We start from the raw sequence: 23,400 nt of genomic DNA, 5'->3' as shown, positions 1-23,400 counted from the left end.
CCAAAAAGAAGACACCACCACTTTTTAATAAATCTTATTAAAAATAAATAAAGGCCCTGAACAAAGTTTAGGGCCTTAAGCTTATTTCTCATCTGCTACACGTTGAATTTTGATATCTTTTAATAATTCTCTTACCACATAACTTGCCATAATTAAACCGCAGGCAGACGGAACAAAGGCATTGGAAGCTGGCGGCATCTTAGCCTTACGAATCTGTGCATTATCATTCCCGACAATCTGGCGGACATCCTCACGAATCACGATCGGGCTCTCATCTGAAAAAACAACTGGAATCCCCTTACGAATTCCTTCCTTACGAAGTTTAGTCCGGATCACTTTTGCAATCGGATCTGTATGGGTTTTGGAGATATCGGCAATTTGGAAACGGGTTGGATCCATTTTATTTGCTGCACCCATACTTGAAATGATTGGAATATTTCTCTTTAAACATTCCTTCGCTAAATGGATTTTATAAATAATCGTATCGGAGGCGTCTACAAAAAAATCGATATGATGGTTAAAAATTTCTTCATAGGTTTCTTCCGTATAGAACATTTTTAGTGAAATCACTTCACAATCCGGATTAATATCCTTAATCCTCTCCTCCATGATTTCCACCTTTGGTCTGCCAATTGTTGATAATAAAGCAATAAGCTGACGGTTGACATTGGTGATGTCTACATCGTCTTTGTCGATCAAAATAAGACGGCCGACACCGGAACGAGCAAGCGCCTCGGCGGCGAAAGAACCGACTCCCCCGATTCCTAAAACAGCAACCGTGCTGTTTTTCATAATATCCATTCCTTCTTTACCGACCGCTAGCTCATTACGAGAAAATTGATGCAGCATATATTTCACTCCAGTTATGTTAATTTCATTAGGTATCTTTTTCCCGAATAAAAATATATCATACCAACATTTAAAAACAAGTATTCAGATAAGATTTATTAAAAATAAGGGAAAATAAAAACCTCCCATATAGGAGGTTAATCAAGGTCAATTTGAAAAGAGTCCCAATCGTGCCGTCGCTCGTGGTCCTTCATATTGATCCCGCACTTAGCAGGTGGGTGTCCTGTTCTCTGTTTTGCAAGTCCCCTAATCCGCTATGGGCCGAGGCATTTGCGCTGCCGAAAAACTCTGGACTCCCGAAGGAATAATGTTCGGTCAATATTTCAGGTAATGCAACGAACACTTCAGGACTCTTTTGGATTGGTTTTATAATAGCATAAAATAATTCGGCATTCAAGGGTTCATGAAAGCGTTTTATTGTTATTTATTTACATTTAGTGTTAAATATAGCTCTTTTAATTGTGCCTTGGAAACTTCACCTGGTGCATCCGTTAACAAGTCACTTGCACTTGCTGTTTTCGGAAAGGCAATCGTGTCACGAAGGTTAGAGCTGCCTGCTAAGAGCATGACTAAACGGTCTAAGCCAAGGGCAATTCCACCGTGGGGCGGTGTCCCATATTCAAAGGCATTTAACAGGAACCCGAATTGCTCGTTCGCTTCTTCAGGTGTAAAGCCTAGCACCTTGAACATTTTTTCCTGAATGGACCGTTCAAAAATCCTTAAAGAACCTCCACCAAGTTCATAACCGTTAAGAACGATGTCATAGGCTTGTGCGCGAACCCTTCCTGGATCCGTATCTAAGTATTCAAGATCTTCCCTGAATGGCATTGTAAATGGATGATGGGCAGCAAAATAGCGGCCTTCCTCTTCGTCATACTCAAGTAATGGCCAATCAGTAACCCATAAGAAATTAAACTTGCTTTGGTCAATTAATTCCAATTCTTTACCAAGTTTAATTCTTAGTGCACCTAATGCATCAGCGACAACACTTTTTTTATCAGCAACAAATAGAATTAAATCACCAACACTAGCTTCAAGCGTCGCTTTCATCGCATTTACTTCTTCTTCAGAGAAGAATTTTGCGATTGGGCCATTTATCCCCTCAGCTTCAACCTTAAACCAGGCAAGTCCTTTTGCTCCGTATACAGCAACAAATTCTGTTAAGGCATCAATATCTTTACGAGAATATTTCTCCGCAGCAGCTTTTACATTAATTGCTTTTACTTGACCGCCATTTGCCACAGCAGCAGAAAAGACTTTGAATCCTGAATCCTTCACAATTTCAGAAAGATCGACAAGCTCTAAACCAAAACGGGTATCCGGTTTATCTGAACCAAAGCGGCTCATTGCTTCATCATACGTCATCCGCGGGAATGGAGCAGGTATCTCAATCCCTTTAACTTCTTTCATGACTTGAGTCATCATTTTTTCCATTAAGGCCATAATATCTTCTTGGCTTAAAAAGCTTGTTTCAATATCGACCTGAGTAAATTCAGGCTGACGGTCTGCACGAAGGTCTTCGTCACGGAAGCAGCGGGCGATTTGATAATATCGTTCAACTCCGCCAACCATTAACAATTGCTTAAACAACTGCGGTGATTGTGGCAGCGCATAAAACTCACCAGGATGAACGCGGCTTGGTACTAGATAATCACGAGCACCTTCAGGTGTGCTTTTTGTTAAAATCGGTGTTTCAATGTCTAAGAAACCTTCGGAATCTAAGAAGTCTCTAATTTGTTTTGTCACCTGATGGCGCATTTTTAAGGTTTCAAAAATAACCGGACGACGGAAATCTAAATAGCGATATTTCAAACGGACATCCTCTGAAACATCTGTTGTATCAGTAATCATAAATGGTGGTGTTTTCGCTTCATTGATAATGGTTACTTTTTCAGCCTGGACTTCAATTTTACCGGTTTTAATTTTTTCATTAATGGTCGAAGCCTCTCTGGCAACCACTGTTCCTTGAATATCTAGAACATATTCACTACGGATTTTTTCAGCAATTTCAAGTGCTTCCTGTGATAAATCCGGATTAAATACGACCTGTACAATCCCGGAACGGTCACGAAGATCGATAAAAATGACTCCGCCCAAATCGCGTCTGGTTTGCACCCATCCTTTTAATGTTACTTTTTCTCCTACTGCTGTTTCCGGAACCTCTCCGCAAAAATACGATCTGCCAAACATTGTTTTTCCCCCTTATGGTTGCAACCTTTGAAAGTGTTGAATAAATGAATCTAAATCTATTTCTACCTGTTCACCTGTCGCCATATTTTTCACATTGATTTTATTATTTTTTAACTCATCATCGCCAAGAATGGCTACAAAACGGGCATTTAATCGGTCAGCTGCTTTAAATTGGGCTTTAATTTTTCGATCCAAATAGTCTCTTTCAGCCGAAAAACCAGCCATTCTTAATTGCTGTAAAAGTCCTACCGTGTAATCCTTTGCCTCTTCGCCAAGTGCTGCCAGATAACAGTCAATGCCTTGATTGATTTCAAGGTCGACGCCTTCCGCATTTAAGGCAGCAATGAATCGTTCGATACTTAGGGCAAATCCAATTCCCGGTGTTTCAGGTCCGCCGATTTCCTCAGCCAAACCATTGTATCTTCCGCCGCCGCATAATGTGGTAATCGCGCCAAATCCCTCGGCATTACTCATGATTTCAAATGCAGTATGATTATAATAATCCAAGCCGCGGACCAGGTTCGCATCTACTTCAAAAGGAATATCCAATTGTGTAAGATATTGCTGCAGCTTTTCAAAATAAGCTTTTGAATAATCATTTAAATAATCAAGAATGGATGGAGCTGTTTTCATCAGCTCGTGATCGCGGTCTTGTTTACAATCAAGAATCCGTAGTGGATTTTTTTCAAGACGGTTTTGACAGTCATGGCAAAACTCGCCAATCCGTGGCTGGAAGTGATTCACTAATGCATTCCGATGTGCAATCCGGCTTTCTTTATCGCCAAGGCTGTTAATAATTAGTTTCAGCTTTTTTAAACCCATTTCTTTATACAAGTTCATTGCTAGAGAAATGACTTCTGCATCAATGGCGGGATCGTTACTTCCCAGTGCTTCAATACCAAACTGAACAAATTGGCGAAAACGTCCAGCCTGCGGGCGCTCATAGCGAAACATCGGGCCCATGTAATAAAGCTTTACGGGCTGATTCGCATAGCCAAACATTTTTTTCTCAACAAAAGACCTTACAACTGCAGCAGTTCCTTCTGGTCTAAGTGTGATGCTCCGTCCGCCCCGGTCTTCAAAGGTGTACATTTCTTTTTGAACAATATCGGTCGTATCACCCACACCTCTTGAAAAGAGATCGGTATGTTCAAAAATCGGTGTACGAATTTCATGGTATTGGTATTTCTCACAAAGTTCGCGCGCTTTTGCTTCAATCATTTGCCACTTTTCAATTTCACCGGGTAAAATATCCTGCGTTCCCCGTGGAATGCTAATCGACATTTCCATTTTCCTCCTAACCAATATGTAAAAAAATAAATAAAAAAACTCCCATCCCTTGTATAAATACAAGGGACGAGAGTTATAGTCCCGTGGTGCCACCCTAGTTGAAAAGCCCAGATTTGGTCTCTTCCGCTCGTACAGTTAACGCCTGTTAACGTTCTTCTCCTACTAGAGTATACCTTTTTCAGAGAGAAACCTACGGAGTGTTCCTTCATTAAGATTCATGCAGAAATGCTTTCAGCCTGGGGCATTTCCTCTCTTTTCATGCTTTATGCTTAACTACTGTGCTCCATCATTAGTTATAACTAAATATGACATTTTATTTATATAATAATACGGAGCATCAGGAAGATTGTCAAGTGAGTTTTAAGACCTTCCAAGATGTTTTTTTAACCTTCTGATATCTCTCATATTCAATCCAAATTCGGAAGCAAGTTCAATGGTACCCGCATGCTGCTCTTTTTGAATAAAATCATGAAAATCAACCCCAAAAATCCGGCCTTCCATCGACTGGACGTTCATTCCTTTTTCACTTGCTCTCATAAACCAATCACCTCGAATCCTTCGTCTATATTCTCTATTATTTCCAATCATCAGATAAAAATTGCAGGAATAAAGAAAGAATTATCAACTTCCATTGGTAGATTATTGGTCTTTTTTTACAAGAAAGGAATGATTTTCACTTCCCATTACGATAAAATAATAGAAAAATGCAAAATTAAGAGAGGAAACAGGATGGGCAAAAAATTAATTATTCTCGTATTTTGTTTTACTTTGATAGCGGGATTTCTACCGCAGGAGAATAGTATGGCTGCAAGCGGAACGATTACCATTTCCTCCGCGGTTGTAAACATCAGAGAAGGTACAGGTTTAAGCTATCCATTGGTGAAACAAGCAAGCAAAGGGGAAAAGTATTCAATCATTAGAGAACAAGGCGATTGGATTGAGGTAAAACTATCTGCCGGACAAACTGGGTGGGTAGCGAATTGGGTGGTTTCCAGGGCCAACAGTGATACTAGCGTTACATCCAACAAAACGAGTATCGGAGTTATTACGGTACCATCCCTAAACGTCCGTACCTCCCCGTCATCAGCAAGTACAGCGGTTGGAAAACTATCAAAGGGAATGACAGTCACGGTCTACGGCACCCAAAATAACTGGAACCAAATCCAGTTTAACGGGCAGGCAGCCTGGGTCAGCAGTCAATTTCTTGATATTCAGACGAATACTCAAAAGGGCAATGACACGACTTCAAGCACGTCGGGGGCGATTGGAATGGTAACAGCAGGCAGCCTTAGTGTTCGGAGCGGGGCATCGTTAAATGCAACGATAATTGGTTCAGTACATAAAGGTCAGAGCTTTTCTCTTTTAGGGGAGAAAAACGATTGGATAAAGATTGAATATGAGCCGAATCGGTATGGCTGGGTAGCCGGTTGGTATATAGATGTAACGACAGCTAATGTCAATTCCGAACCAGTTGCAAATGTTAGCAAGGTCACGATTGTCAATAATGGAACCAATATTCGCAAGGGGCCGAATGTCCAATCGGATGTTTTTCTCAGAGCGAATGAAGGGGATACATTTACCGTAATAAAAGAGGAAAACGATTGGTATGCGGTTAGGCTCGCTAACGGTTCGATCGGCTATGTAGCAGGCTGGCTGGTTTCCATCAACGGTACTTCTCCATCCATTAAGAGGAAAGGAGCAGGTTCTGATCTACGAAATAAGACGATTGTCCTTGACCCCGGCCACGGCGGAATAGACACTGGGACAACCGGTGCGAGCGGAACACTTGAAAAGAATCTAACCATTCGAACGGCAAGGCTTTTGTATGATAAATTAAGAGCCAGCGGTGCAAACGTGATCCTTACCCGAAATAGCGATACGTATATTTCCCTACCTGAAAGAGTCAGTATTGCTCGTGCCTATCAAGCCGATGCCTTCGTCAGCATACATTATGATGCAAATAGTAATAGAAGTGTCCGGGGCATGACCGGATATTACTATCATACCTATCAAAAATCGCTTGCTGAATATCTATATTCGTCTACAATTAATCAAACAAAGCTGAATTATCGAGGAGTTCGTTTTGGCGATTATCATGTTATCCGGGAAAATAGTCAAAACGGAGCTTTAATGGAGCTTGGATACCTAAGCAACCCTGAAGAAGAAATGACTTTAAACTCAAACCAATACCAAGAAAATGCCGCTACTGGCCTATATAATGGGCTGACCCGCTACTTTAAGGATAACTAAAAAACCTTGGCACTACTATAGTGCCAAGGTTTTTCTATGCCTTGCTATCTACAATTAACGTGACAGGACCATCGTTTGTCAGCTCTACTTCCATCATCGCTCCAAAACGGCCTGTCTCAACGTGGATTCCTTTATCGCGTAACAAGCGGTTAAAGGTTTCATATAGACCAACAGCTTGATCTGGGCGGGCCGCATTAATAAAGCTTGGCCTTCTCCCATTCCGGCAATCCCCATATAAAGTGAACTGTGAGACAGATAGAATTTCTCCGCCAACATCTAATAATGATAAATTCATTTTTTCAGCATCATCCTCAAAAATGCGCAGGTTTGCAACTTTGTCGGCTAAATAAACAGCATCTTCTTCGGTGTCATCATGCGTAACTCCGACGAGTAATACTAGTCCACTGTTAATTTGACCTGTGATCTCACCGTTAACCGTCACTTTTGCTTTTTTACTTCGTTGTACAACAACTCGCATACTTATACCCCTTTAATTCATCATTCTGCGAACAGAATAAATATCAGGAATTTGTTTAATTCGCTCAACGACCTTATGCAGATGATTCACATTGTGAATCGCAATTGACATATTAATCATTGCCATTTTATTGCGGTCAGACCTGCCTGAAACAGCTGAGATATTCGTTTTTGTTTCGTTCACTGCCTGCAATACCTCGTTTAGGAGGCCACGGCGGTCATAGCCGCTGATTTCAATATCAACATTATATTCTTTCCGGTCATTCAAGGAGGATTCCCATTCAACCGGAATCAATCTTGATTGGGCATCAGTTGAGTCTATGTTTGTACAGTCAGAACGATGAACAGAAACCCCGCGTCCTTTTGTGATAAATCCGACAATTTCATCGCCAGGAACAGGATTACAGCATCTTGATAAGCGAATTAAAAGATTATCAATTCCTTGAACGCGGACACCTGACTCGCGCTTTTTAGAGGAAGGAAAGGATTTTAAATCGGTAATGGCATTTGCGATGCTCGCCGACTGCTCCTGATCGCGTTTCTTCCGCCACTTTTCCGTTAAACGGTTGGCAACTTGAAGGGCAGTAACCCCATTATAGCCAACAGCTGCATACATATCATCTTCATTCATAAAATTGAACTTTTCAGCAACCTTTTTTAGGTTCTCAGGAGTTAAAATCTCCTTTGCATCAAATTCCATTGCACGAATTTCTTTTTCTACAAGTTCTTTTCCCTTGTCCACATTCTCATCTCGGCGCTGTTTCTTAAAGAATGCACGAATTTTATTTTTCGCCTGCGAGGTTTGGGCAAGCTTTAACCAATCCTGGCTAGGTCCGTAGGAATGCTTGGATGTTAAAATTTCGACAATATCGCCCGTCTTTAGTGTGTAGTCGAGGGTTACCATTTTGCCGTTCACTTTTGCACCAATCGTTTTATTACCGATTTCAGAATGAATTCGATAAGCAAAATCAATTGGAACGGAACCAGATGGCAGCTCAATCACATCACCTTTTGGCGTAAAGATAAACACCATGTCAGAGAACAAATCAATTTTTAATGACTCCATAAATTCTTCCGCATTAGCGGTGTCATTTTGGAACTCAAGAATTTCTCTGAACCAAGTTAATTTTTGTTCAAAGGAGGCACTGTCATTTAATGATTTGCCTTCTTTATATGCCCAGTGGGCAGCAATCCCGAATTCAGCAATTCGGTGCATTTCCGTTGTTCGAATTTGCACTTCGAGCGGATCCCCTTTTGGGCCGATTACCGTTGTATGAAGGGACTGATACATATTGGGTTTCGGCATGGCAATATAGTCCTTGAAACGGCCAGGCATTGGCTTCCAGCAGGTATGAATGATTCCAAGTACGGCATAACAGTCCTTAATGCTGTTTACAACAATCCGAACTGCCAGCAAATCATAAATTTCACTGAACTGTTTATTTTGCAACACCATTTTTCGATAGATGCTGTAAATATGCTTAGGCCTACCTGAAAGATCTGCCTTAATGGATACCTCACCCAAACGACCTTTGACTTCATCGATGACATCATCTAAGTATTGCTCACGTTCCGCACGCTTCTTTTTCATTAAGTTAACGATGCGGTAATATTGCTGCGGATTTAAATATCGTAAGGCGGTATCCTCAAGCTCCCATTTGATCTTGGAGATCCCAAGTCGATGAGCAAGAGGTGCAAAAATTTCTAATGTTTCATTTGAAATCCGGCGCTGCTTTTCAGCAGGAAGATGTTTTAACGTCCTCATATTATGCAAACGGTCTGCAAGCTTGATTAAAATAACCCGGATATCCTGAGCCATGGCCACAAACATTTTTCGATGATTTTCAGCCTGCTGCTCTTCGTGCGATTTATATTTAATTTTCCCCAACTTTGTTACACCATCGACAAGCATGGCCACTTCATCATTGAATTCCTGCTCCAAATCTTTTAACGTTACAGGAGTATCTTCAACAACATCGTGGAGAAAACCAGCAGCGACCGTTGCAGGGTCCATCTCGAGGTCAGCTAGAATGCCAGCTACCTGTATGGGATGAATAATATATGGTTCGCCAGATTTTCGATATTGGTCACGATGAGCATGTTTAGCATATTCATATGCCCTTTTGACTAAGTCAACATTCTCATCATTTAAATATGCCCTTGTTTTGTCGATGACTTGTTCGGCGGTTAACACTTGATCGTTCGCCATAAAATCACCTTTTTTTTCTTCTCATTTATTATAAAAATATCATTCATAAACTTGTTCCTAAATTAGAATGATTGTTACTATTATCGAAAAAAAACACGAAGATGTAAAGAGATTGACGTAATTTTTCCGTAAATGTCGAAACATTTTGGTAAATGTAGCCCTAAATCCCTATAAGAAGAGAGCACTCAATTGCTGAGTGCCCTCGATCCTATTTAATACTGAAGTAATGTTAATACATCGTATCCATCAAGCTTTTCACGGCCATCCAAATAAGTCAATTCGACTAAAAAGGCAATACCGGCTACAACACCGCCAAGCTCCTCCACTAGTTGAATGGTAGCATCAATGGTTCCGCCTGTCGCTAATAAATCATCCGTAATCAGGACGCGCTGTCCAGGTTTAATGGCGTCCTTATGGATGGTTAGAACATCTTTTCCATATTCCAAGCCATAGCTAACCTTAATGGTTTCCCTAGGGAGCTTTCCTTCCTTACGAACGGGTGCAAAGCCTATTCCTAGTGAATATGCCACCGGACAGCCGATAATAAACCCGCGTGCTTCCGGTCCAACAATCAAATCTATTTCTCTATCTTTGGCATAAGCTACAATTTGGTCAGTAGCATATTTATACGCTTCTCCATTATTCATTAATGGAGTAATATCCTTAAATTTAATTCCTGGTTTTGGGTAATCTTCGACGATACTAATAAATTGTTTTAAATCCATTCGTCTTTTCCTCCTCAGTTTCAACCGACTCATGAATGACCTGGTCGAACCAGTCCTTCAATTGCTGAAAAGATGAAAATAATAAATCCTTCTCAAGTAAAAGTTGTGCCTGTTTAGTTTGATAGGTAATTGAGTCAGTTAAATCACGCTTTTGCGCTTGTGTATTCAATGTGATAAATCCATTGGTTATTGTTACAAATTCCAAATCGGAAAATACCTTTGCCATGAAGGTGACTGTTTCCTGCGACCATCCACGGTGTTTCGCAATTTCATCACCATAACGTCTCAGATCAATCGGCCCTTTCTTTAACAAAAAGGCATAAAACCATTTAAAATGGTCCCGCGTTGGAATAGTGCTTAAAAAATCACTTGATTGTTTATAAAGATATGCATAAATCCTTGCAGGCTGCTTTCCTCTAAATAAATCAAAGAGGATTTCTTTTGAAGTTGGGAAATCAACTAAAACCGTATTCGTTTCAGTAAGATCCAAATCTTTTGCCGCTTCGGAATGATCAATAATCACAACATCGTCAATTAGTTCAGAATCTATTTTCTCATAAAGTTCCTTTTTAAACAAAATAAACTTTCTATTTTCCTTCGGCACGGAACCAGCAAGATGGCTTAAGCGTTTTCCGCCGCGATGGTCAAATAATTGCCATGAATTGACGGCAATATCTTGGACGAAAATTTGTGGTTTTCGGATATTGTTCCACTCATTGATGGATAATTCTCCGATTAATGAAATTTTAGAAGAAGGAGAAATATGATCCACCAAAGTCCCTAATCCAAATCCAACTCCATCAAGATTCGCACCATTTTCGTTCACGAGAACCTTTAGATGATTCTGATCACTGCCAATTTTTCTCATCGTTGAAATGGCAACTTCATTAATTAACACCTTTGGCTTTGGATTGTCCATCCCAAACGGTGATAATAAATTTAATTCATCTAAAGCCGAAAGGTTGATGTCCTCTAGCCTAACTTCATGGTCAAGATACGTAACCGGAATAAAGTCGGCATCAGAAAGCTGCTCCTTAGCCAGTGAATTCAGCCTTGAACGAAGCTCAGCCACATCATCAATCGTAAGTGTCATCCCTGCCGCCATTGGATGCCCGCCAAAATGAGGCAGTATTTCACGACAGGTTGAAAGATTTTTAAATAGGTCAAACCCCGATATGCTCCGTGCAGAGCCCTTAGCAAGTCCCTTTTCCTTGTCAAAACTCAAAACAATCGTCGGTCGATAATATTTCTCAACCAATCTGGATGCGACAATCCCGATTACACCGGCATTCCAGCCTTCCTTACCAATGACAAGAACATGATTTGAGTCAATCGGATAATTCTTTTCTACCTCTTCAATGGCTTCAGCTGTAATCGTATTAACAATGGACTGCCTTGATTTATTTAAAGAATCCATTTCCTCAGCCAAGCTTTTAGCCTCTTCAGGATCCTGTGAAAGAAGAAGCTCTACAGCTAAATCGGCATTTTCTAAGCGCCCAACTGCATTGATTCTCGGTGCCAGAGTAAATCCAATAGTTTCTTCATTAATCGACTTATTGTCAACTCCCGCTAATGTAAAAATCGCTTTTAAACCAATATTATTTGTCATTTTAAGGTTTTCTAAACCTTTTTTGGCAATAAGACGATTTTCATCCTTCAGGGATACTAAGTCAGCAATCGTTCCAATTACTGCAATTTCAAATAAATGTTCAGGGAGCCGGCCATAAAGGGCATGGGCCAGTTTGAAAGCAACGCCAACACCGGCGAGCTCACGGAAAGGATAAACGCTATCCGGCAGCTTTGGATGGATTATGGCAAGTGCCTCAGGCAGGATTGGACCCGGTTCATGGTGATCGGTAATGATGAGATCAAGCCCCAGTTCTTTTGCTATGTTTGCTTCATGTATCGCAGAAATTCCTGTATCAACCGTTATAATTAATCTAATTCCATTTTCAGCTGCATGTCGGAAGGCATTTTCATTCGGGCCATAGCCTTCTGTAAAACGATTTGGAATGTAAAATTGAACATTGGCCCCTAAATCACGAAGGGTGATCATTAAGACTGTCGTACTGCTTACACCATCCGCATCATAATCCCCAAAAATTAAGATCGGTTCTTGTTTTTCTATTGCCTCATTTATTCTTTTTACAGCAAGGTCCATACCTTTTAAAAGATAAGGGTCATGAAACTGTTCCTTGCCAAATAAAAAAAACCGTGCAGAATCGACGGTATCTAATCCGCGGTTAACAAGCAGCGATGCTACAAGAGGTGTAATTTTCAGTTCAGCTGCGATTTCTTTTGTTTTCGCTTGATCGGACTCTCGAACAATCCATCTTGTTTTTGACTTTAACATGCGTAAGCGTCACCTCTCAGACTTTAATATTATACAGGAGTAGCGAATAGCTTTCAATTAGAAAAGCAGACCATATCATTCAATAGGAAAAACCGCAGCGAACCTGCGGTTTTCCTGTTTAGACCTGAGGCTGGTCTGAATATTTCTTTTTCTCTTTAACCGTCTTAATGACGCCTTTCTTTTTAAGCTCTCTTGCTTTAAACACAACCCAAAGGCTTGCCGCGATAAAGATGGAAGAATATACCCCGACAACTAAACCTACAAATAAAGCAATCGAGAAGTTACGGATGGATTCACTTCCAAAAATCATCAAGGCTACGACCGTTATCAATACAGTAAATACCGTATTTAAGGAACGGGTTAACGTTTGACGAATACTTACGTTGACAACATCAGCAATGTCTTGGAATGTTTTAAGACGTTTTTTCTTATGCATGTTTTCACGCATCCGGTCAAAAGTAACAATGGTATCATTAATTGAATAACCGACAATCGTCAGTACCGCTGCGATAAATGTTAGATCGACTTCCAGCCGAGTAATACTGAAAAAGGCAACCATAAAGAATGCATCATGCAATAAAGAAGCAATCGCGGCAATCGCCATATACATTTCAAAACGAATAGTTACATAAATAATAATCCCAATGGAGGCAATTAACACAGCATAGAAAGCATTTTTAGCCAACTCTTTCCCAACTGTTGGTGAAACAGTGCTGACACTTGGCTCTTCACCAAATTCTTTCTTAAACTGGGTTTTTAAATTTGCAATCTGGTCCTTGGATAATACACCAATGAGACGAGCTGCACCGATTTGGTTCTTATTGCCAGAAATGACCACATCATCAGGTTCTAAATTCAGCTTACTAAAAGCATCCTCAACCTTTTGGGTTGTTAGTGGTGTACTGGATTGGACTTCAACCCGGGTTCCGCTTGAAAAATCAATTCCAAGATTGAGGCGGAACACAAGCAAAATGATTAAACCAGCTACAAGAAGCACACCGGATAGAACGAAAAATTTCTTGCGATTTTTAACGAAATCAAGTTTATCAAATCTGGTAGGAAGATCTAATGTATCATAGTTTTCCTTGATGTCCTTAATTGCAGATTTTTTAACCGCAAACCATGTTGGTTTGTTATTTAATAATTTACTGTGAACCCATAGTCCAAGCAATAGCCTTGAACCATATACGGCCGTTAAAAAGCTCATTAGGATACTGACAATTAACATGGTCGCAAACCCTTTAACAGAACTTGTCCCATAGAAGAATAGTACAGCAGCTGTTAAAATGGTCGTCAAGTTAGAGTCAAGAATCGAAGTAAAGGCATTCTTTTCACCTGCCTGGAAGGCAGCTTTAATCGATTTACCTACCTTAAGCTCTTCTCTTATCCGTTCATACGTAATGATGTTCGCATCCACGGCCATCCCGACCCCGAGTATGATCGCCGCTATTCCCGGGAGGGTAAGGACCCCGTTCATCCAATCAAAAATCAAGAGGACTAAATAAATATAAACGCTTAAAGACAGAATGGCGATAAAACCTGGGAAACGATAGTAAACAAGCATAAATAAGTAGATAATCGCAACGCCGATAATACCCGCAAGAATCGTATCGTGCAGCGCCTGCGCACCAAATTTAGCTCCTACTGATGTAGAATAAACTTCTTTCAATTTAACAGGCAAGGCACCGGCATTTAAAAGCTTTGCAAGTGTCTGTGCTTCCTCAACCTTAAAATCGCCAACAATCGATACAGTATCTTGATTAAATACCTGGCTGACTCTTGGAGCAGATAGGTATTTAGGATTTTTCTTCGTTACTTCCGTTTTAAAGGAGTCTTTTCCTTTTTGATAATCAAGCCAAATAACAAGAACATTGTTTGGTGCCATATCAAGAACTTCTTTTGTTACCTTTGCAAACTTGGAAGCGCTTTTTAATGTCAGAGAAACACTGGGCTTACCATTTTCGTCAAAGGTTTGTTTGGCACCGCCTTGCTTCAGGTCGGACCCATCCATCATCAAGCGGTCATTGGCATCACGGAAGGATAAATTCGCCTGTGTGGACAATATCTCACGAGCCTTATTTTGATCCGTAACACCAGCTAGCTGGACACGAATTCGATTATTTCCTTCGGTCTGAATACTCGGTTCACTGACTCCAAGAACATTGATCCGTCGGTCCAAAGCTTCAGCCGTATCTGCCAAAACCTTTTTGTCAATAATCTGTCCTTTCTTGGCAGGCTCAACCGTATACAAAACCTCAAAACCACCCTGAAGGTCCAATCCAAGCTTAATTTTGTGTAAAATATCTTTCGTAGTGATACCCATTGTGCTTCCCAACAGTACAATAATAAGCAGGAAAGCAACGATTCTACTGCGTTTTACCATTATGTATTTCTTCCTCCTTAGGGCATTGAACAAAGCACTATAACGTACAAGCCTAGTACAATAAATGAAAAATCCATTGCCTTCATTATGAAATAAGATGGAAAGGCTGTCAATTTACAAAAATATGAAGACATTGTAAAGATGGAGGTCTATTTGAACAGTTTCTTCCAATCATTTTCATCCTCTAGAGAGAACTCGGGTGATTTATAAGCCTCTATCGTTGCAAAACTCATGTAATCACTTACTTTTACCTTGAGAATATCCTGGATAATCTCATGTAAATAGATTTCATCCTTTACCTTTTTCCATTTTTTCTTTTGCAAAAATTCCCACAAGCTGCTTTCCGTAACCGAATCATAACCGAGAATCTGAAATTCCGTGAGTTTGCTTGCTAATGCCGGCTTTACCAGTGTACGAAAATGATCGTATGCGTGGCCATTCTCCATCCCAACTGCCTCCTCTATAAAGGTCATCCATTCCATTTGTTTTCTAAAAAACAATTCTGCTTGTCATGCTTTGTCCACCTTGGTGCATATAGTTAATTGTATATGAATTCTTCTTTTTTGAGAAGGTGGGAAGTTGAATGTCGAAGTTTTTAAAAGGGACTTTCATCCTATTAATAGCGGGCCTGATTACAAGAGTTTTGGGCTTTATTAATCGGATTGTAATAGCGAGAAGTATTGGAGAAGAGGGCGTTGGCCTCTATATGATGGCATTTCCGACTTTCATACTGGCAGTAACCATCACTCAGTTCGGGCTGCCTGTTGCCATATCGAAAAATATTGCTGAAGCAGAAGCACGGGGCGATCATAAGGAAATTAAAAAAATATTAGTTGTTTCACTTGCCACAACCCTATCCTTATCTCTTATATTTACTCCGGCATTAATATTGCTTGCACCGATTCTTTCAACAACTCTTTTCACTGATCCGAGAACCTACTATCCACTCGTTGCAATTGCACCGGTTGTTCCGGTTATCGCCGTATCTTCCGTTTTACGGGGATATTTTCAAGGGAGACAGAACATGCGTCCATCTGCTAACTCCCAAATATTAGAGCAGCTTGTGAGAATTACCTTGATTGCGGTTATGACAAAAGCGTTTATTCCTTATGGAATTGAATATGCCGCAGCAGCAGCAATGGTTTCGGCGGTAATCGGGGAACTGTTTTCCCTTGTCTATTTAATGACTGCATTTAAGCTCAAAAAACGATTTAGACTTCGAAGGAACTTTTTTAAATTTGTTTATTCCGGAAAAAAAACCTTCAAAGATTTAATGGAAATTGCCGTACCGACGATGGGCAGCAGGATGATTGGTTCGGTTGCCTGGTTTTTTGAACCGATTGTGGTGGCCAATAGCTTAGCACTGGCCGGTGTAGCGGCAGTAGAAGCAACTAAACAATATGGTGCCTTAACGGGATATGCGCTGCCTCTTTTAATGCTCCCTTCTTTTATTACGTTTTCATTAGCAACCTCATTAGTCCCAGCCATTAGTGAGGCTAATTCGCAAAACAATCATAAATTGATTGAATACCGGCTGCAGCAGGCATTAAAACTGGCGTTTTTATCCGGCGGTCTTGCGGTTGTGATCCTATATGTACTAGCTGACCCATTAATGACTATCATGTATGGTAAATCAAATGGTTCATACTTTATTCGATTAATGGCACCATTTTTTTTATTTTATTACTATCAGGGTCCGCTTCAAGCCGTTTTGCAGGCATTAAATTTAGCAAGAGCTGCGATGATTAACAGCCTAATCGGGGCAGTCGTCAAAACTGCCGTTATCTTTTTACTAGCCTCCCAGCCTTCTTTTGGCATAACCGGGGCAGCATTAGGAATAATCGTTGGTTTTGTCTTGGTAACGGTCCTGCATTTTGCCACCGTCTTAAAGAAAATTGCTTTTTCTTTTTATATTCGTGATTATGCAAAAGCGTTTATCGCCATGGGGATTTCCGGCTGGTGCGGTTATTGGCTGTTTGGACATTTCCTGATTAACCAATTTTTAGCCATTCGTGTGGTAATATCTACTTCAGGGATCTCTATTCTCTATATCCTCCTACTCTTGGCCCTAGGGTTGATAAAAAAAGAGGAACTGAAACGAATTCCTATCATTGGCAACTTAGTTTTTCGATAACGAATAAAAGCCACGGGTTTTACGTGGCTTTCCTCATTCATCCTGTAAATCAATAAAAAACTTTCCATTTTCATAGCTGCAAAAGGAAATTTTTTTTACGTCATGATGCCCCTTCTTTTTTAGCTCTTGCCTTAGCCAAAGATTGGTTTTATTAATTCTTTTTAAATTTTCTTCATCAATCTGACCATCCATAATTAATGGAATCGTAATATCCCCATTTTTATTCGGTTTATTAGGATCCTGCAGTTTTTCGATAACTGACAAATTCCCTGAAGCCTCTAAAATGGCAAATTCAACATCCGCGATGCTGCGGATATCCTTTTCTCTTAATTGAGCCATTAAATCATCGAAATTATACCGTTGTTTTTTCATTGCATGTTCATCGATTTTTCCCCGGTTTATAATGATGGTCGGCTGCCCATCAACTAAATTCCGAAATCGTTTGCTTTTTAAGGAAATCATAGCAAGGGTGATTTGAATTAACATTAATAAGACCATTGGTACCATCGTATAAAACAAGGGATCTTTCGTATTTTCAATTGAAATGACTGCCATCTCACCTATCATGATAAAAACCACTAAGTCCAAGATACTTAATTCGCCAATTTCCCGTTTGCCCATTAAGCGGAAAATCACAAGAATCACTACATATAAAGAAATAGTCCGAAACGCAATATTCAAATAAACTTCCACTGTTTGTCTCCCCTTTTTGTACATTCAAATCTATTATTTGCAAAGTAATGGGAATAACAAGTGGAATAATTACCCAAAAGGAGTGATTTAAAAAGATAAGCAGATTTTTTTGATTCTACTTTCCAACCATTATGAATAACTTGTACTAAGAAGGTTACTGTATAGCTTCCAAAGGAAGGAATTTATACAGGAATGATATAGACTGCCATAAGGCATTGAAGGGGGAGAGTTGAAATCGAATCAAAAAGCTTTGGTACATCCATTTTATACGGGCTCATTTTTATCTTCGCTTTTGCAGCAATTAGCAGCCTTATTGTTTCGTTAATTCTTAAATTTACCTCCACACGGGAAGTATCACTCCAATACCTTGTCACCGCCCTATCCTTTATCGCATTATTTGGCGGCGGATTTCTATCCGGAGGGAAAAGAAAGGAAAAAGGATGGTTAATCGGAGGAGTAACTGGCCTAATTTATTCTCTCGTTGTCTTCTTATTTCAATACTTAGGTTATGATAAACTATTCTCTTTCGACCAGATTATCTATCACTCCTGCTATACACTGATTGCAATGATGGGCGGCATTCTTGGAGTGAATATCGCGACAAACAATAATTCCAGAACAGCATGAAAATTTTTCAATGTAAAAAGGAAGCCTAGTATGGATCGGCTTCCTTTTTTCCGCAATTATTTTTCAAGGTTAACTTCTTTTGAAGCTTCTTTTGGAGCTTCTTTGCTCGCTTCCGTTACTTCACGAATCGCTGAGCGGTCATAGGTAAGACGGCTGCCGTCTCCACATTTAATGACTGCTTTATTGTCATCGATTGAATCAATGAAGCCATGAAGGCCGCCAATCGTGACAATCTTATCACCCTTTTTTAAACTGCTTTGCATATTCTGTACATTTTTCTGACGCTTTTGCTGCGGGCGAATTAATAAGAAATAAAACAACACAAACATTAAAATTAATGGTAAAAGTGTACCAATTCCTTGCATTTACATTTCCCTCCTTTCAAGTAACATCTATTAGAAATTTTTCGCGTCCGGTTTATTAAAACCATAACGTTCAAAAAATTCTTCTCGGAAATCACCAAGCCTGTCTTCCATGATGGCTTGTCTGACCTTCTCCATTAATCTTAACAGAAAATAGAGATTATGGTAAGAAGTTAATCGAATTCCAAACGTTTCTTCACAGCGAATTAAATGACGTATGTAGGCTCTCGAGTAATTTCGGCATGTATAGCAATCACAATCTGGATCGATCGGACCAAAATCTCTTGCATATTTGGCATTTTTCACTACCAATCTGCCTTCGCTTGTCATCAACGTTCCATTTCGTGCAATCCTAGTTGGCAGGACGCAATCAAACATATCAATTCCGCGAATGGCCCCATCAATTAATGAATCTGGTGAACCGACTCCCATTAAATAGCGCGGTTTATTCGTTGGTAATAACGGTGTCGTGAACTCTAACACCCGGTTCATTACATCTTTGGGTTCACCAACCGACAAACCGCCAACTGCATAACCCGGGAAATCAAGGGAAACAAGGTCTTTCGCACTTTGCTTCCTTAGTTCCTCATATTCTCCCCCTTGAACAATCCCAAACAAACCTTGATCTTCGGGACGTTGATGAGCATTTAAGCAGCGCTCGGCCCATCTTGAAGTTCTTTCCACTGATTTTTTCATGTATTCAAATGTCGCCGGAAATGGCGGGCATTCATCAAATGCCATCATAATATCAGAGCCAAGGGCATTTTGGATTTCCATTGCTTTTTCAGGTGACAGAAATAATTTGTCTCCATTTAAATGGTTGCGGAAATGAACCCCTTCTTCTTCAATTTTACGAAATTCACTTAAGCTGAATACCTGGAAACCGCCTGAGTCCGTTAAAATTGCCCGGTCCCAATTCATAAATTTATGAAGGCCGCCGGCTTCCTTGACAATCTCATGGCCCGGACGGAGCCATAAATGATAGGTATTACTTAAAATAATTCCTGCACCCATTTCTTTTAAATCTTCAGGCGACATCGTTTTTACAGTTGCGAGTGTACCAACAGGCATAAATGCAGGTGTATCAAAAGAACCATGGGGTGTATGGACGCGGCCAAGACGTGCCCCAGTTTGTTTACATGTTTTAATTAATTCGTAGCGAATCGCTGTCAAAATTTTTTCTCCTTCCTAATCCACTGACTAGATAATCAGCATCGCATCGCCAAAGCTAAAGAAACGATATTTCTCTTCGACGGCTGTATTGTAGGCATGCAATATATTTTCCCGCCCCGCCAAGGCACTAACAAGCATGATTAAGGTTGATTTTGGCAAATGGAAATTGGTAATCAAACCGTCAATCGCTTTATATTCATATCCCGGGTAAATAAAGATACTCGTCCAGCCGCTGCCTGCAACGAATTTCCCGTCATTTTGGGAGGCAATGGTTTCAAGTGTGCGGGTTGAAGTAGTTCCAACGGTAATAATTCTTCCCCCGTTCTTCCTCACTTCATTCAAAACCTTAGCCGTTCCTTCGCTTACCATATAGTACTCGGAATGCATATCATGCTCCAAAATATCATCTACACTTACCGGGCGAAAGGTACCAAGACCAACATGCAAGGTAATAAACGTGATATGAACCCCTTTGTTCTTGATTTCCTCTAATAATTTCTCGGTAAAATGAAGACCTGCTGTCGGGGCAGCCGCAGATCCTGGTTCGCGGGCATACACGGTTTGATAGCGGTCACGGTCTTCTAACTGCTCCTTAATATATGGAGGAAGCGGCATTTCACCCAGTTGATCCAACACTTCATAAAAAATCCCTTCATACTTGAAATCAAGCACCCGGCCGCCGTGCTCAGAAGTTTCTGTACAAACAGCGGTAAGCAGGCCGTCGCCAAAATCAAGTTCGGTTCCTTCCTTGACTCTTTTTGCAGGTTTCACAAGTGTTTCCCACTTGTTTCCTTCAAGCTGTTTTAACAGGAGCACTTCTATTTTTGCACCAGTGTCCTTTTTAATGCCAAAAAGGCGTGCAGGAAGTACCTTTGTATCATTTAATACAAGGCAATCCCCTTCACGCAAATATTCGGTAATATTTTTAAAAATCTCATGGTTTATTTCGCCTGTTTCTTTATTTAACACCATCAATCTGCTGTCTGTCCGATTTTGAAGCGGAACTTGAGCAATCAATTCTTCAGGCAAGTGAAAATCAAATAAATCTACTTTCATTGTTATTACATCCTTTTATCGAAATCTTCCTATGAAGTAAAAAATTAATGATAGGACAATACTTACTATAATCGATGACACAATCGGGAAAAAGAAGGTTGCATTTCCTTTTTTAATGACAATGTCCCCCGGAAGCTTACCCAAATGCAAATATGGCATAAGGAAACCAATAATAAAAATAATCGCACCGATAATCATTAGTGCTTTGGATAGACCGGTCACTTCTCAGGCACCTCCATGCCAAAATGATTATACACAGCCTGGGTCACAACTCTTCCTCTGGGGGTTCTTTGTAAAAAGCCAATTTGCAAAAGATAGGGCTCATACACATCTTCAATTGTTTCTGACTCTTCCCCTATCGATGCCGCAATTGTATCAAGACCAACAGGCCCGCCGCGGAATTTTTCAATAATCCCTTTCAGCAATTTATGGTCAATATGGTCAAGACCAAGCCGGTCGACCTGCAGTAGATCCAAGGCTTCCATTGCAAGTGTTAGATGAATCGTTCCGTTTCCTTTTACCTGAGCAAAGTCTCGAACCCTTCTGAGCAGGCGGTTGGCAATCCTCGGAGTCCCTCTTGCCCGCCTTGCAATTTCCATCGCCGATTGCTCGTCAATGTCAGTTTGAAACAACTCCGCAGTACGAAGAACAATGTTTTTTAATTGGTCTTCCTTATAATACTCGAGACGGCTTAAAACTCCAAATCGGTCCCGTAATGGCGCCGATAACGAACCGGCCCTTGTGGTCGCGCCGACAAGTGTAAAGGGCGGTAAATCGAGGCGGACAGAACGTGCACTTGGTCCTTTGCCAATGACAATATCAAGGCAAAAATCCTCCATTGCCGGATAAAGCACCTCTTCAATCGAGCGCGGAAGCCGGTGGATTTCATCTATAAAAAGCACATCCCCCGGTTCAAGAGCTGTGAGGATGGCTGCTAAATCCCCCGGACGCTCAATTGCTGGCCCTGAAGTAGTCCGGATATTAACGCCCATTTCATTGGCGATAATAACCGCAAGTGTAGTTTTCCCCAAACCAGGCGGTCCGTATAAGAGAACGTGATCAAGAGTTTCTTTCCGCAGTCTCGCTGCCTCAATAAAAACCTCCAGATTTTCTTTCACCTGGGTTTGACCGATATATTGCTTTAAGTTTTGCGGCCGGAGGCTTTGTTCCAAACTTATTTCGCTCTGATTCGCTTCACTAGAAATAATTCTTTCCTCCATGAATCATCACCTTATTTTAAAAGCCGCTGCAAGGCTTTTTTAATGTATTGGTCTGTTGAAAGTTTTTCTTTTTGTAATTCCGGCGAAATCTTTTTGATTTCTTTTTCAGAATAGCCGAGGGCTTTAAGGGCAAGGATTGCTTCTTCCAAGGCTGTGTTGGCAGCCGGTACTTGCTGTGCCGCAAATTGGTCAGCATTAAATAAATTCGGAAAGTAATCCGGAACAATATCCTGTAATTTCCCTTTTAAATCAAGAATCATCTGTCTCGCTGTTTTTTTGCCGACTCCAGGAAATTTAACAAGAAAGCCTTCGTCTTCATTTTCAACAGCGGAAACAACCTGCTGCACTTCACCGGAGGCAAGTATGGCAAGCGCTCCTTTAGGTCCAATCCCGGAAACATTTAATAATTTTGTAAAAAGTCTTTTTTCTTCCCTTGTAGTAAAGCCGTACAAGGCCATGATATCTTCACGGACGTAATGGTAAGTATATACTGTTACCATCGTTTCCATTTTGCCGGAGTAAATAAACGGGTTAGGGGTTGATATTTGATACCCGATTCCGCCATTTTCGATGACGATATATTCTGGCCCGACAAATTCAACGGTCCCTTTAATAAATTCAAACAATGATCTTCTCTCCCCAAGTTGGACTAAACTTCATTCTATCATAAAATTTCGGGGGTGTTGAAGAAAAAAACCTGTTTTCCTTAGCCGATTTAGGTTTCGCTGATTGAATGGTTCGTTTCGCTGATAGGAGACAATTTTTCGCTGATAGAAATCATTTAATATGACAAAATTTAATTTTTACGAAAAAAAACAGGCTGATTAATGACATCAGTCTGAATTTATGTTCGATTCATTAATTTTTTGAGGCTGCCTCTGTCGAGTAGTGCCTAAAGGTTTCTAAAACTTCTACGTAACGATCCTTTGTTTTGATAGGAATTCCCTGCAGAAGCTCTTCCTGCTTTTTGCTTTCGAGTTTCTTAATGTCTATTTGGAAAAAAGATTGGATAATTCTAGATTGGCCCGGTCTGCCGTTAAAGATGGTTAATACCCCTTCATTGGTAATGCCAAAATAACCGTTTGCCTTTAGCAATGGTGAAATATCGTCTACGTTTTTACGAAAAACCAAATTTTCTCCATCTCTTGTAATCAACTGCCATTGATCGTATTTCGCCCAAAAATTTTCAGGTGACCAGCTTATTTCCTTAACTACTTCCTCGCTTAGTTCGCCATCTAAATAAACCCTTTGTAAAGTAACCTTTAATTGCAGAGGCTCCGTCGTTTGCTGTTCAAGATGGCGATCTTGTTGTGCGGCGGATCCTGTCATGTCCATACCAGGGGCCATTCCCAAAATAATAGCAAGAAAACCAGCCATTACCATCCATTTGAACTTCATGCAAATCACCT

General features: G+C 40.4%; 22 protein-coding genes, 1 other RNA gene and 1 other annotated feature. Of the genes, 3 read left to right on the top strand and 20 right to left on the bottom strand.

The genetic code is table 11. The annotated features are described in order from the left end of the window. Positions 1-81: 81 nt before the first annotated feature. From ACFQZ9_RS17555 to ACFQZ9_RS17535, 5 genes are all read right to left on the bottom strand, one after another. Positions 82-849, bottom strand: a complete 768-nt coding sequence (locus tag ACFQZ9_RS17555; protein WP_498944759.1) for a tRNA threonylcarbamoyladenosine dehydratase — start codon at positions 847-849, stop codon at positions 82-84. 157 nt (positions 850-1,006) lie between these two features. Next, a non-coding RNA gene (gene ssrS / locus ACFQZ9_RS17550) (6S RNA) lies at positions 1,007-1,203 on the bottom strand. 66 nt (positions 1,204-1,269) lie between these two features. Then, entirely contained in the window at positions 1,270-3,039 is a 1,770-nt protein-coding gene (aspS, locus tag ACFQZ9_RS17545; protein ID WP_498944758.1) for an aspartate--tRNA ligase family protein, read from the bottom strand. Between the two features lie 12 nt (positions 3,040-3,051). Next, positions 3,052-4,323 carry a histidine--tRNA ligase gene (hisS, locus tag ACFQZ9_RS17540; RefSeq protein WP_133334452.1) on the bottom strand — a complete coding sequence of 424 codons (1,272 nt, stop codon included), beginning with the start codon at positions 4,321-4,323 and terminating at the stop codon, positions 3,052-3,054. A 65-nt stretch (positions 4,324-4,388) separates the two neighbouring features. Further along, positions 4,389-4,628: a binding site (T-box leader), on the bottom strand. A gap of 61 nt (positions 4,629-4,689) precedes the next feature. Beyond that, complete coding sequence (locus ACFQZ9_RS17535; protein ID WP_198309290.1) at positions 4,690-4,866, bottom strand: hypothetical protein; 177 nt, start codon at positions 4,864-4,866, stop codon at positions 4,690-4,692. A gap of 192 nt (positions 4,867-5,058) precedes the next feature. Between ACFQZ9_RS17535 and ACFQZ9_RS17530 the strand changes: the two genes are divergently transcribed. Beyond that, on the top strand, positions 5,059-6,579 hold the full coding sequence (locus ACFQZ9_RS17530; protein WP_498944757.1) for an N-acetylmuramoyl-L-alanine amidase family protein: 1,521 nt from the start codon (positions 5,059-5,061) through the stop codon (positions 6,577-6,579). A gap of 34 nt (positions 6,580-6,613) precedes the next feature. On the opposite strand, the gene dtd is transcribed toward ACFQZ9_RS17530, so the two are convergent. From dtd to ACFQZ9_RS17500, 6 genes are all read right to left on the bottom strand, one after another. Further along, a complete protein-coding gene (gene dtd, locus ACFQZ9_RS17525) occupies positions 6,614-7,057 on the bottom strand; it encodes a D-aminoacyl-tRNA deacylase (RefSeq protein WP_198309292.1) in 444 nt (147 codons plus the stop codon). A 12-nt stretch (positions 7,058-7,069) separates the two neighbouring features. Continuing rightward, positions 7,070-9,265, bottom strand: coding sequence for a RelA/SpoT family protein (locus ACFQZ9_RS17520; RefSeq protein WP_498944756.1), 2,196 nt, complete (start codon positions 9,263-9,265; stop codon positions 7,070-7,072). Between the two features lie 212 nt (positions 9,266-9,477). Beyond that, positions 9,478-9,990 carry an adenine phosphoribosyltransferase gene (locus ACFQZ9_RS17515; RefSeq protein ID WP_198309294.1) on the bottom strand — a complete coding sequence of 171 codons (513 nt, stop codon included), beginning with the start codon at positions 9,988-9,990 and terminating at the stop codon, positions 9,478-9,480. Next, positions 9,968-12,343 carry a single-stranded-DNA-specific exonuclease RecJ gene (recJ, locus tag ACFQZ9_RS17510; RefSeq protein ID WP_498944755.1) on the bottom strand — a complete coding sequence of 792 codons (2,376 nt, stop codon included), beginning with the start codon at positions 12,341-12,343 and terminating at the stop codon, positions 9,968-9,970. Before recJ ends, ACFQZ9_RS17515 begins: the two co-directional genes overlap by 23 nt. 118 nt (positions 12,344-12,461) lie before the next feature. Beyond that, positions 12,462-14,726 carry a protein translocase subunit SecDF gene (secDF, locus tag ACFQZ9_RS17505; protein WP_498944754.1) on the bottom strand — a complete coding sequence of 755 codons (2,265 nt, stop codon included), beginning with the start codon at positions 14,724-14,726 and terminating at the stop codon, positions 12,462-12,464. 149 nt (positions 14,727-14,875) lie between these two features. Then, positions 14,876-15,172 carry a post-transcriptional regulator gene (locus ACFQZ9_RS17500; protein WP_198309571.1) on the bottom strand — a complete coding sequence of 99 codons (297 nt, stop codon included), beginning with the start codon at positions 15,170-15,172 and terminating at the stop codon, positions 14,876-14,878. Between the two features lie 137 nt (positions 15,173-15,309). Here ACFQZ9_RS17500 and spoVB point away from each other — a divergent pair, with 137 nt between their 5' ends. Then, positions 15,310-16,860 (top strand): stage V sporulation protein B, encoded by a 1,551-nt coding sequence (spoVB, locus tag ACFQZ9_RS17495; protein WP_498944753.1) that lies wholly within the window; start codon positions 15,310-15,312, stop codon positions 16,858-16,860. 33 nt (positions 16,861-16,893) lie between these two features. Here spoVB and ACFQZ9_RS17490 read toward each other — a convergent pair whose 3' ends face one another. Both ACFQZ9_RS17490 and ACFQZ9_RS17485 read right to left on the bottom strand, forming a co-directional pair. Then, positions 16,894-17,553, bottom strand: a complete 660-nt coding sequence (locus ACFQZ9_RS17490; RefSeq protein WP_327834689.1) for a DUF421 domain-containing protein — start codon at positions 17,551-17,553, stop codon at positions 16,894-16,896. Between the two features lie 182 nt (positions 17,554-17,735). After that, entirely contained in the window at positions 17,736-17,897 is a 162-nt protein-coding gene (locus ACFQZ9_RS17485; RefSeq protein WP_498944752.1) for a hypothetical protein, read from the bottom strand. On the opposite strand from ACFQZ9_RS17485, the gene ACFQZ9_RS17480 reads away from it, so the two are divergent. Further along, positions 17,830-18,180: a TIGR04086 family membrane protein gene (locus ACFQZ9_RS17480; protein ID WP_498945183.1), complete on the top strand. Its 351-nt coding sequence runs from the start codon at positions 17,830-17,832 to the stop codon at positions 18,178-18,180. The two genes, ACFQZ9_RS17485 and ACFQZ9_RS17480, sit on opposite strands and share 68 nt — an antisense overlap. Before the next feature lie 56 nt (positions 18,181-18,236). On the opposite strand, the gene yajC is transcribed toward ACFQZ9_RS17480, so the two are convergent. The 7 genes from yajC to ACFQZ9_RS17445 form a co-directional block, all read right to left on the bottom strand. Next, entirely contained in the window at positions 18,237-18,545 is a 309-nt protein-coding gene (yajC, locus tag ACFQZ9_RS17475; RefSeq protein WP_327834691.1) for a preprotein translocase subunit YajC, read from the bottom strand. A gap of 30 nt (positions 18,546-18,575) precedes the next feature. Then, positions 18,576-19,715 carry a tRNA guanosine(34) transglycosylase Tgt gene (tgt, locus tag ACFQZ9_RS17470; protein WP_133334440.1) on the bottom strand — a complete coding sequence of 380 codons (1,140 nt, stop codon included), beginning with the start codon at positions 19,713-19,715 and terminating at the stop codon, positions 18,576-18,578. A gap of 27 nt (positions 19,716-19,742) precedes the next feature. Then, positions 19,743-20,771 carry a tRNA preQ1(34) S-adenosylmethionine ribosyltransferase-isomerase QueA gene (queA, locus tag ACFQZ9_RS17465; protein WP_498944751.1) on the bottom strand — a complete coding sequence of 343 codons (1,029 nt, stop codon included), beginning with the start codon at positions 20,769-20,771 and terminating at the stop codon, positions 19,743-19,745. A gap of 15 nt (positions 20,772-20,786) precedes the next feature. Then, the gene (locus tag ACFQZ9_RS17460) at positions 20,787-20,993 is read right to left on the bottom strand and encodes a DUF2905 family protein (protein ID WP_071353998.1); all 207 of its coding nucleotides are present in this window, start codon (positions 20,991-20,993) and stop codon (positions 20,787-20,789) included. Beyond that, a complete protein-coding gene (ruvB, locus tag ACFQZ9_RS17455) occupies positions 20,990-21,991 on the bottom strand; it encodes a Holliday junction branch migration DNA helicase RuvB (protein ID WP_498944750.1) in 1,002 nt (333 codons plus the stop codon). Before ruvB ends, ACFQZ9_RS17460 begins: the two co-directional genes overlap by 4 nt. Positions 21,992-22,002: 11 nt before the next feature. Further along, positions 22,003-22,617 carry a Holliday junction branch migration protein RuvA gene (gene ruvA, locus ACFQZ9_RS17450; RefSeq protein ID WP_026572325.1) on the bottom strand — a complete coding sequence of 205 codons (615 nt, stop codon included), beginning with the start codon at positions 22,615-22,617 and terminating at the stop codon, positions 22,003-22,005. Positions 22,618-22,849: 232 nt separating this feature from the next. After that, positions 22,850-23,389 carry a BofC C-terminal domain-containing protein gene (locus ACFQZ9_RS17445; RefSeq protein WP_198309302.1) on the bottom strand — a complete coding sequence of 180 codons (540 nt, stop codon included), beginning with the start codon at positions 23,387-23,389 and terminating at the stop codon, positions 22,850-22,852. Between the last annotated feature and the right edge of the window lie 11 nt (positions 23,390-23,400).

Origin of the sequence: Neobacillus sp. GCM10027624 (assembly GCF_042675345.1) — a bacterium.
Classification (GTDB): domain Bacteria; phylum Bacillota; class Bacilli; order Bacillales; family Cytobacillaceae; genus Neobacillus; species Neobacillus cucumis_D.
This window is presented reverse-complemented; position numbering and strand designations above follow the sequence as displayed.

Coding starts and splice junctions, on each gene's coding strand:
- ACFQZ9_RS17555 (WP_498944759.1), bottom strand. CDS start 849: ATGCTGCATCAATTTTCTCGTAATGAGCTAGCGGTCGGTAAAGAAGGA.
- aspS (WP_498944758.1), bottom strand. CDS start 3,039: ATGTTTGGCAGATCGTATTTTTGCGGAGAGGTTCCGGAAACAGCAGTA.
- hisS (WP_133334452.1), bottom strand. CDS start 4,323: ATGTCGATTAGCATTCCACGGGGAACGCAGGATATTTTACCCGGTGAA.
- ACFQZ9_RS17535 (WP_198309290.1), bottom strand. CDS start 4,866: ATGAGAGCAAGTGAAAAAGGAATGAACGTCCAGTCGATGGAAGGCCGG.
- ACFQZ9_RS17530 (WP_498944757.1), top strand. CDS start 5,059: ATGGGCAAAAAATTAATTATTCTCGTATTTTGTTTTACTTTGATAGCG.
- dtd (WP_198309292.1), bottom strand. CDS start 7,057: ATGCGAGTTGTTGTACAACGAAGTAAAAAAGCAAAAGTGACGGTTAAC.
- ACFQZ9_RS17520 (WP_498944756.1), bottom strand. CDS start 9,265: ATGGCGAACGATCAAGTGTTAACCGCCGAACAAGTCATCGACAAAACA.
- ACFQZ9_RS17515 (WP_198309294.1), bottom strand. CDS start 9,990: ATGGATTTAAAACAATTTATTAGTATCGTCGAAGATTACCCAAAACCA.
- recJ (WP_498944755.1), bottom strand. CDS start 12,343: ATGTTAAAGTCAAAAACAAGATGGATTGTTCGAGAGTCCGATCAAGCG.
- secDF (WP_498944754.1), bottom strand. CDS start 14,726: ATGGTAAAACGCAGTAGAATCGTTGCTTTCCTGCTTATTATTGTACTG.
- ACFQZ9_RS17500 (WP_198309571.1), bottom strand. CDS start 15,172: ATGGAGAATGGCCACGCATACGATCATTTTCGTACACTGGTAAAGCCG.
- spoVB (WP_498944753.1), top strand. CDS start 15,310: ATGTCGAAGTTTTTAAAAGGGACTTTCATCCTATTAATAGCGGGCCTG.
- yajC (WP_327834691.1), bottom strand. CDS start 18,545: ATGCAAGGAATTGGTACACTTTTACCATTAATTTTAATGTTTGTGTTG.
- queA (WP_498944751.1), bottom strand. CDS start 20,771: ATGAAAGTAGATTTATTTGATTTTCACTTGCCTGAAGAATTGATTGCT.
- ruvB (WP_498944750.1), bottom strand. CDS start 21,991: ATGGAGGAAAGAATTATTTCTAGTGAAGCGAATCAGAGCGAAATAAGT.
- ACFQZ9_RS17445 (WP_198309302.1), bottom strand. CDS start 23,389: ATGAAGTTCAAATGGATGGTAATGGCTGGTTTTCTTGCTATTATTTTG.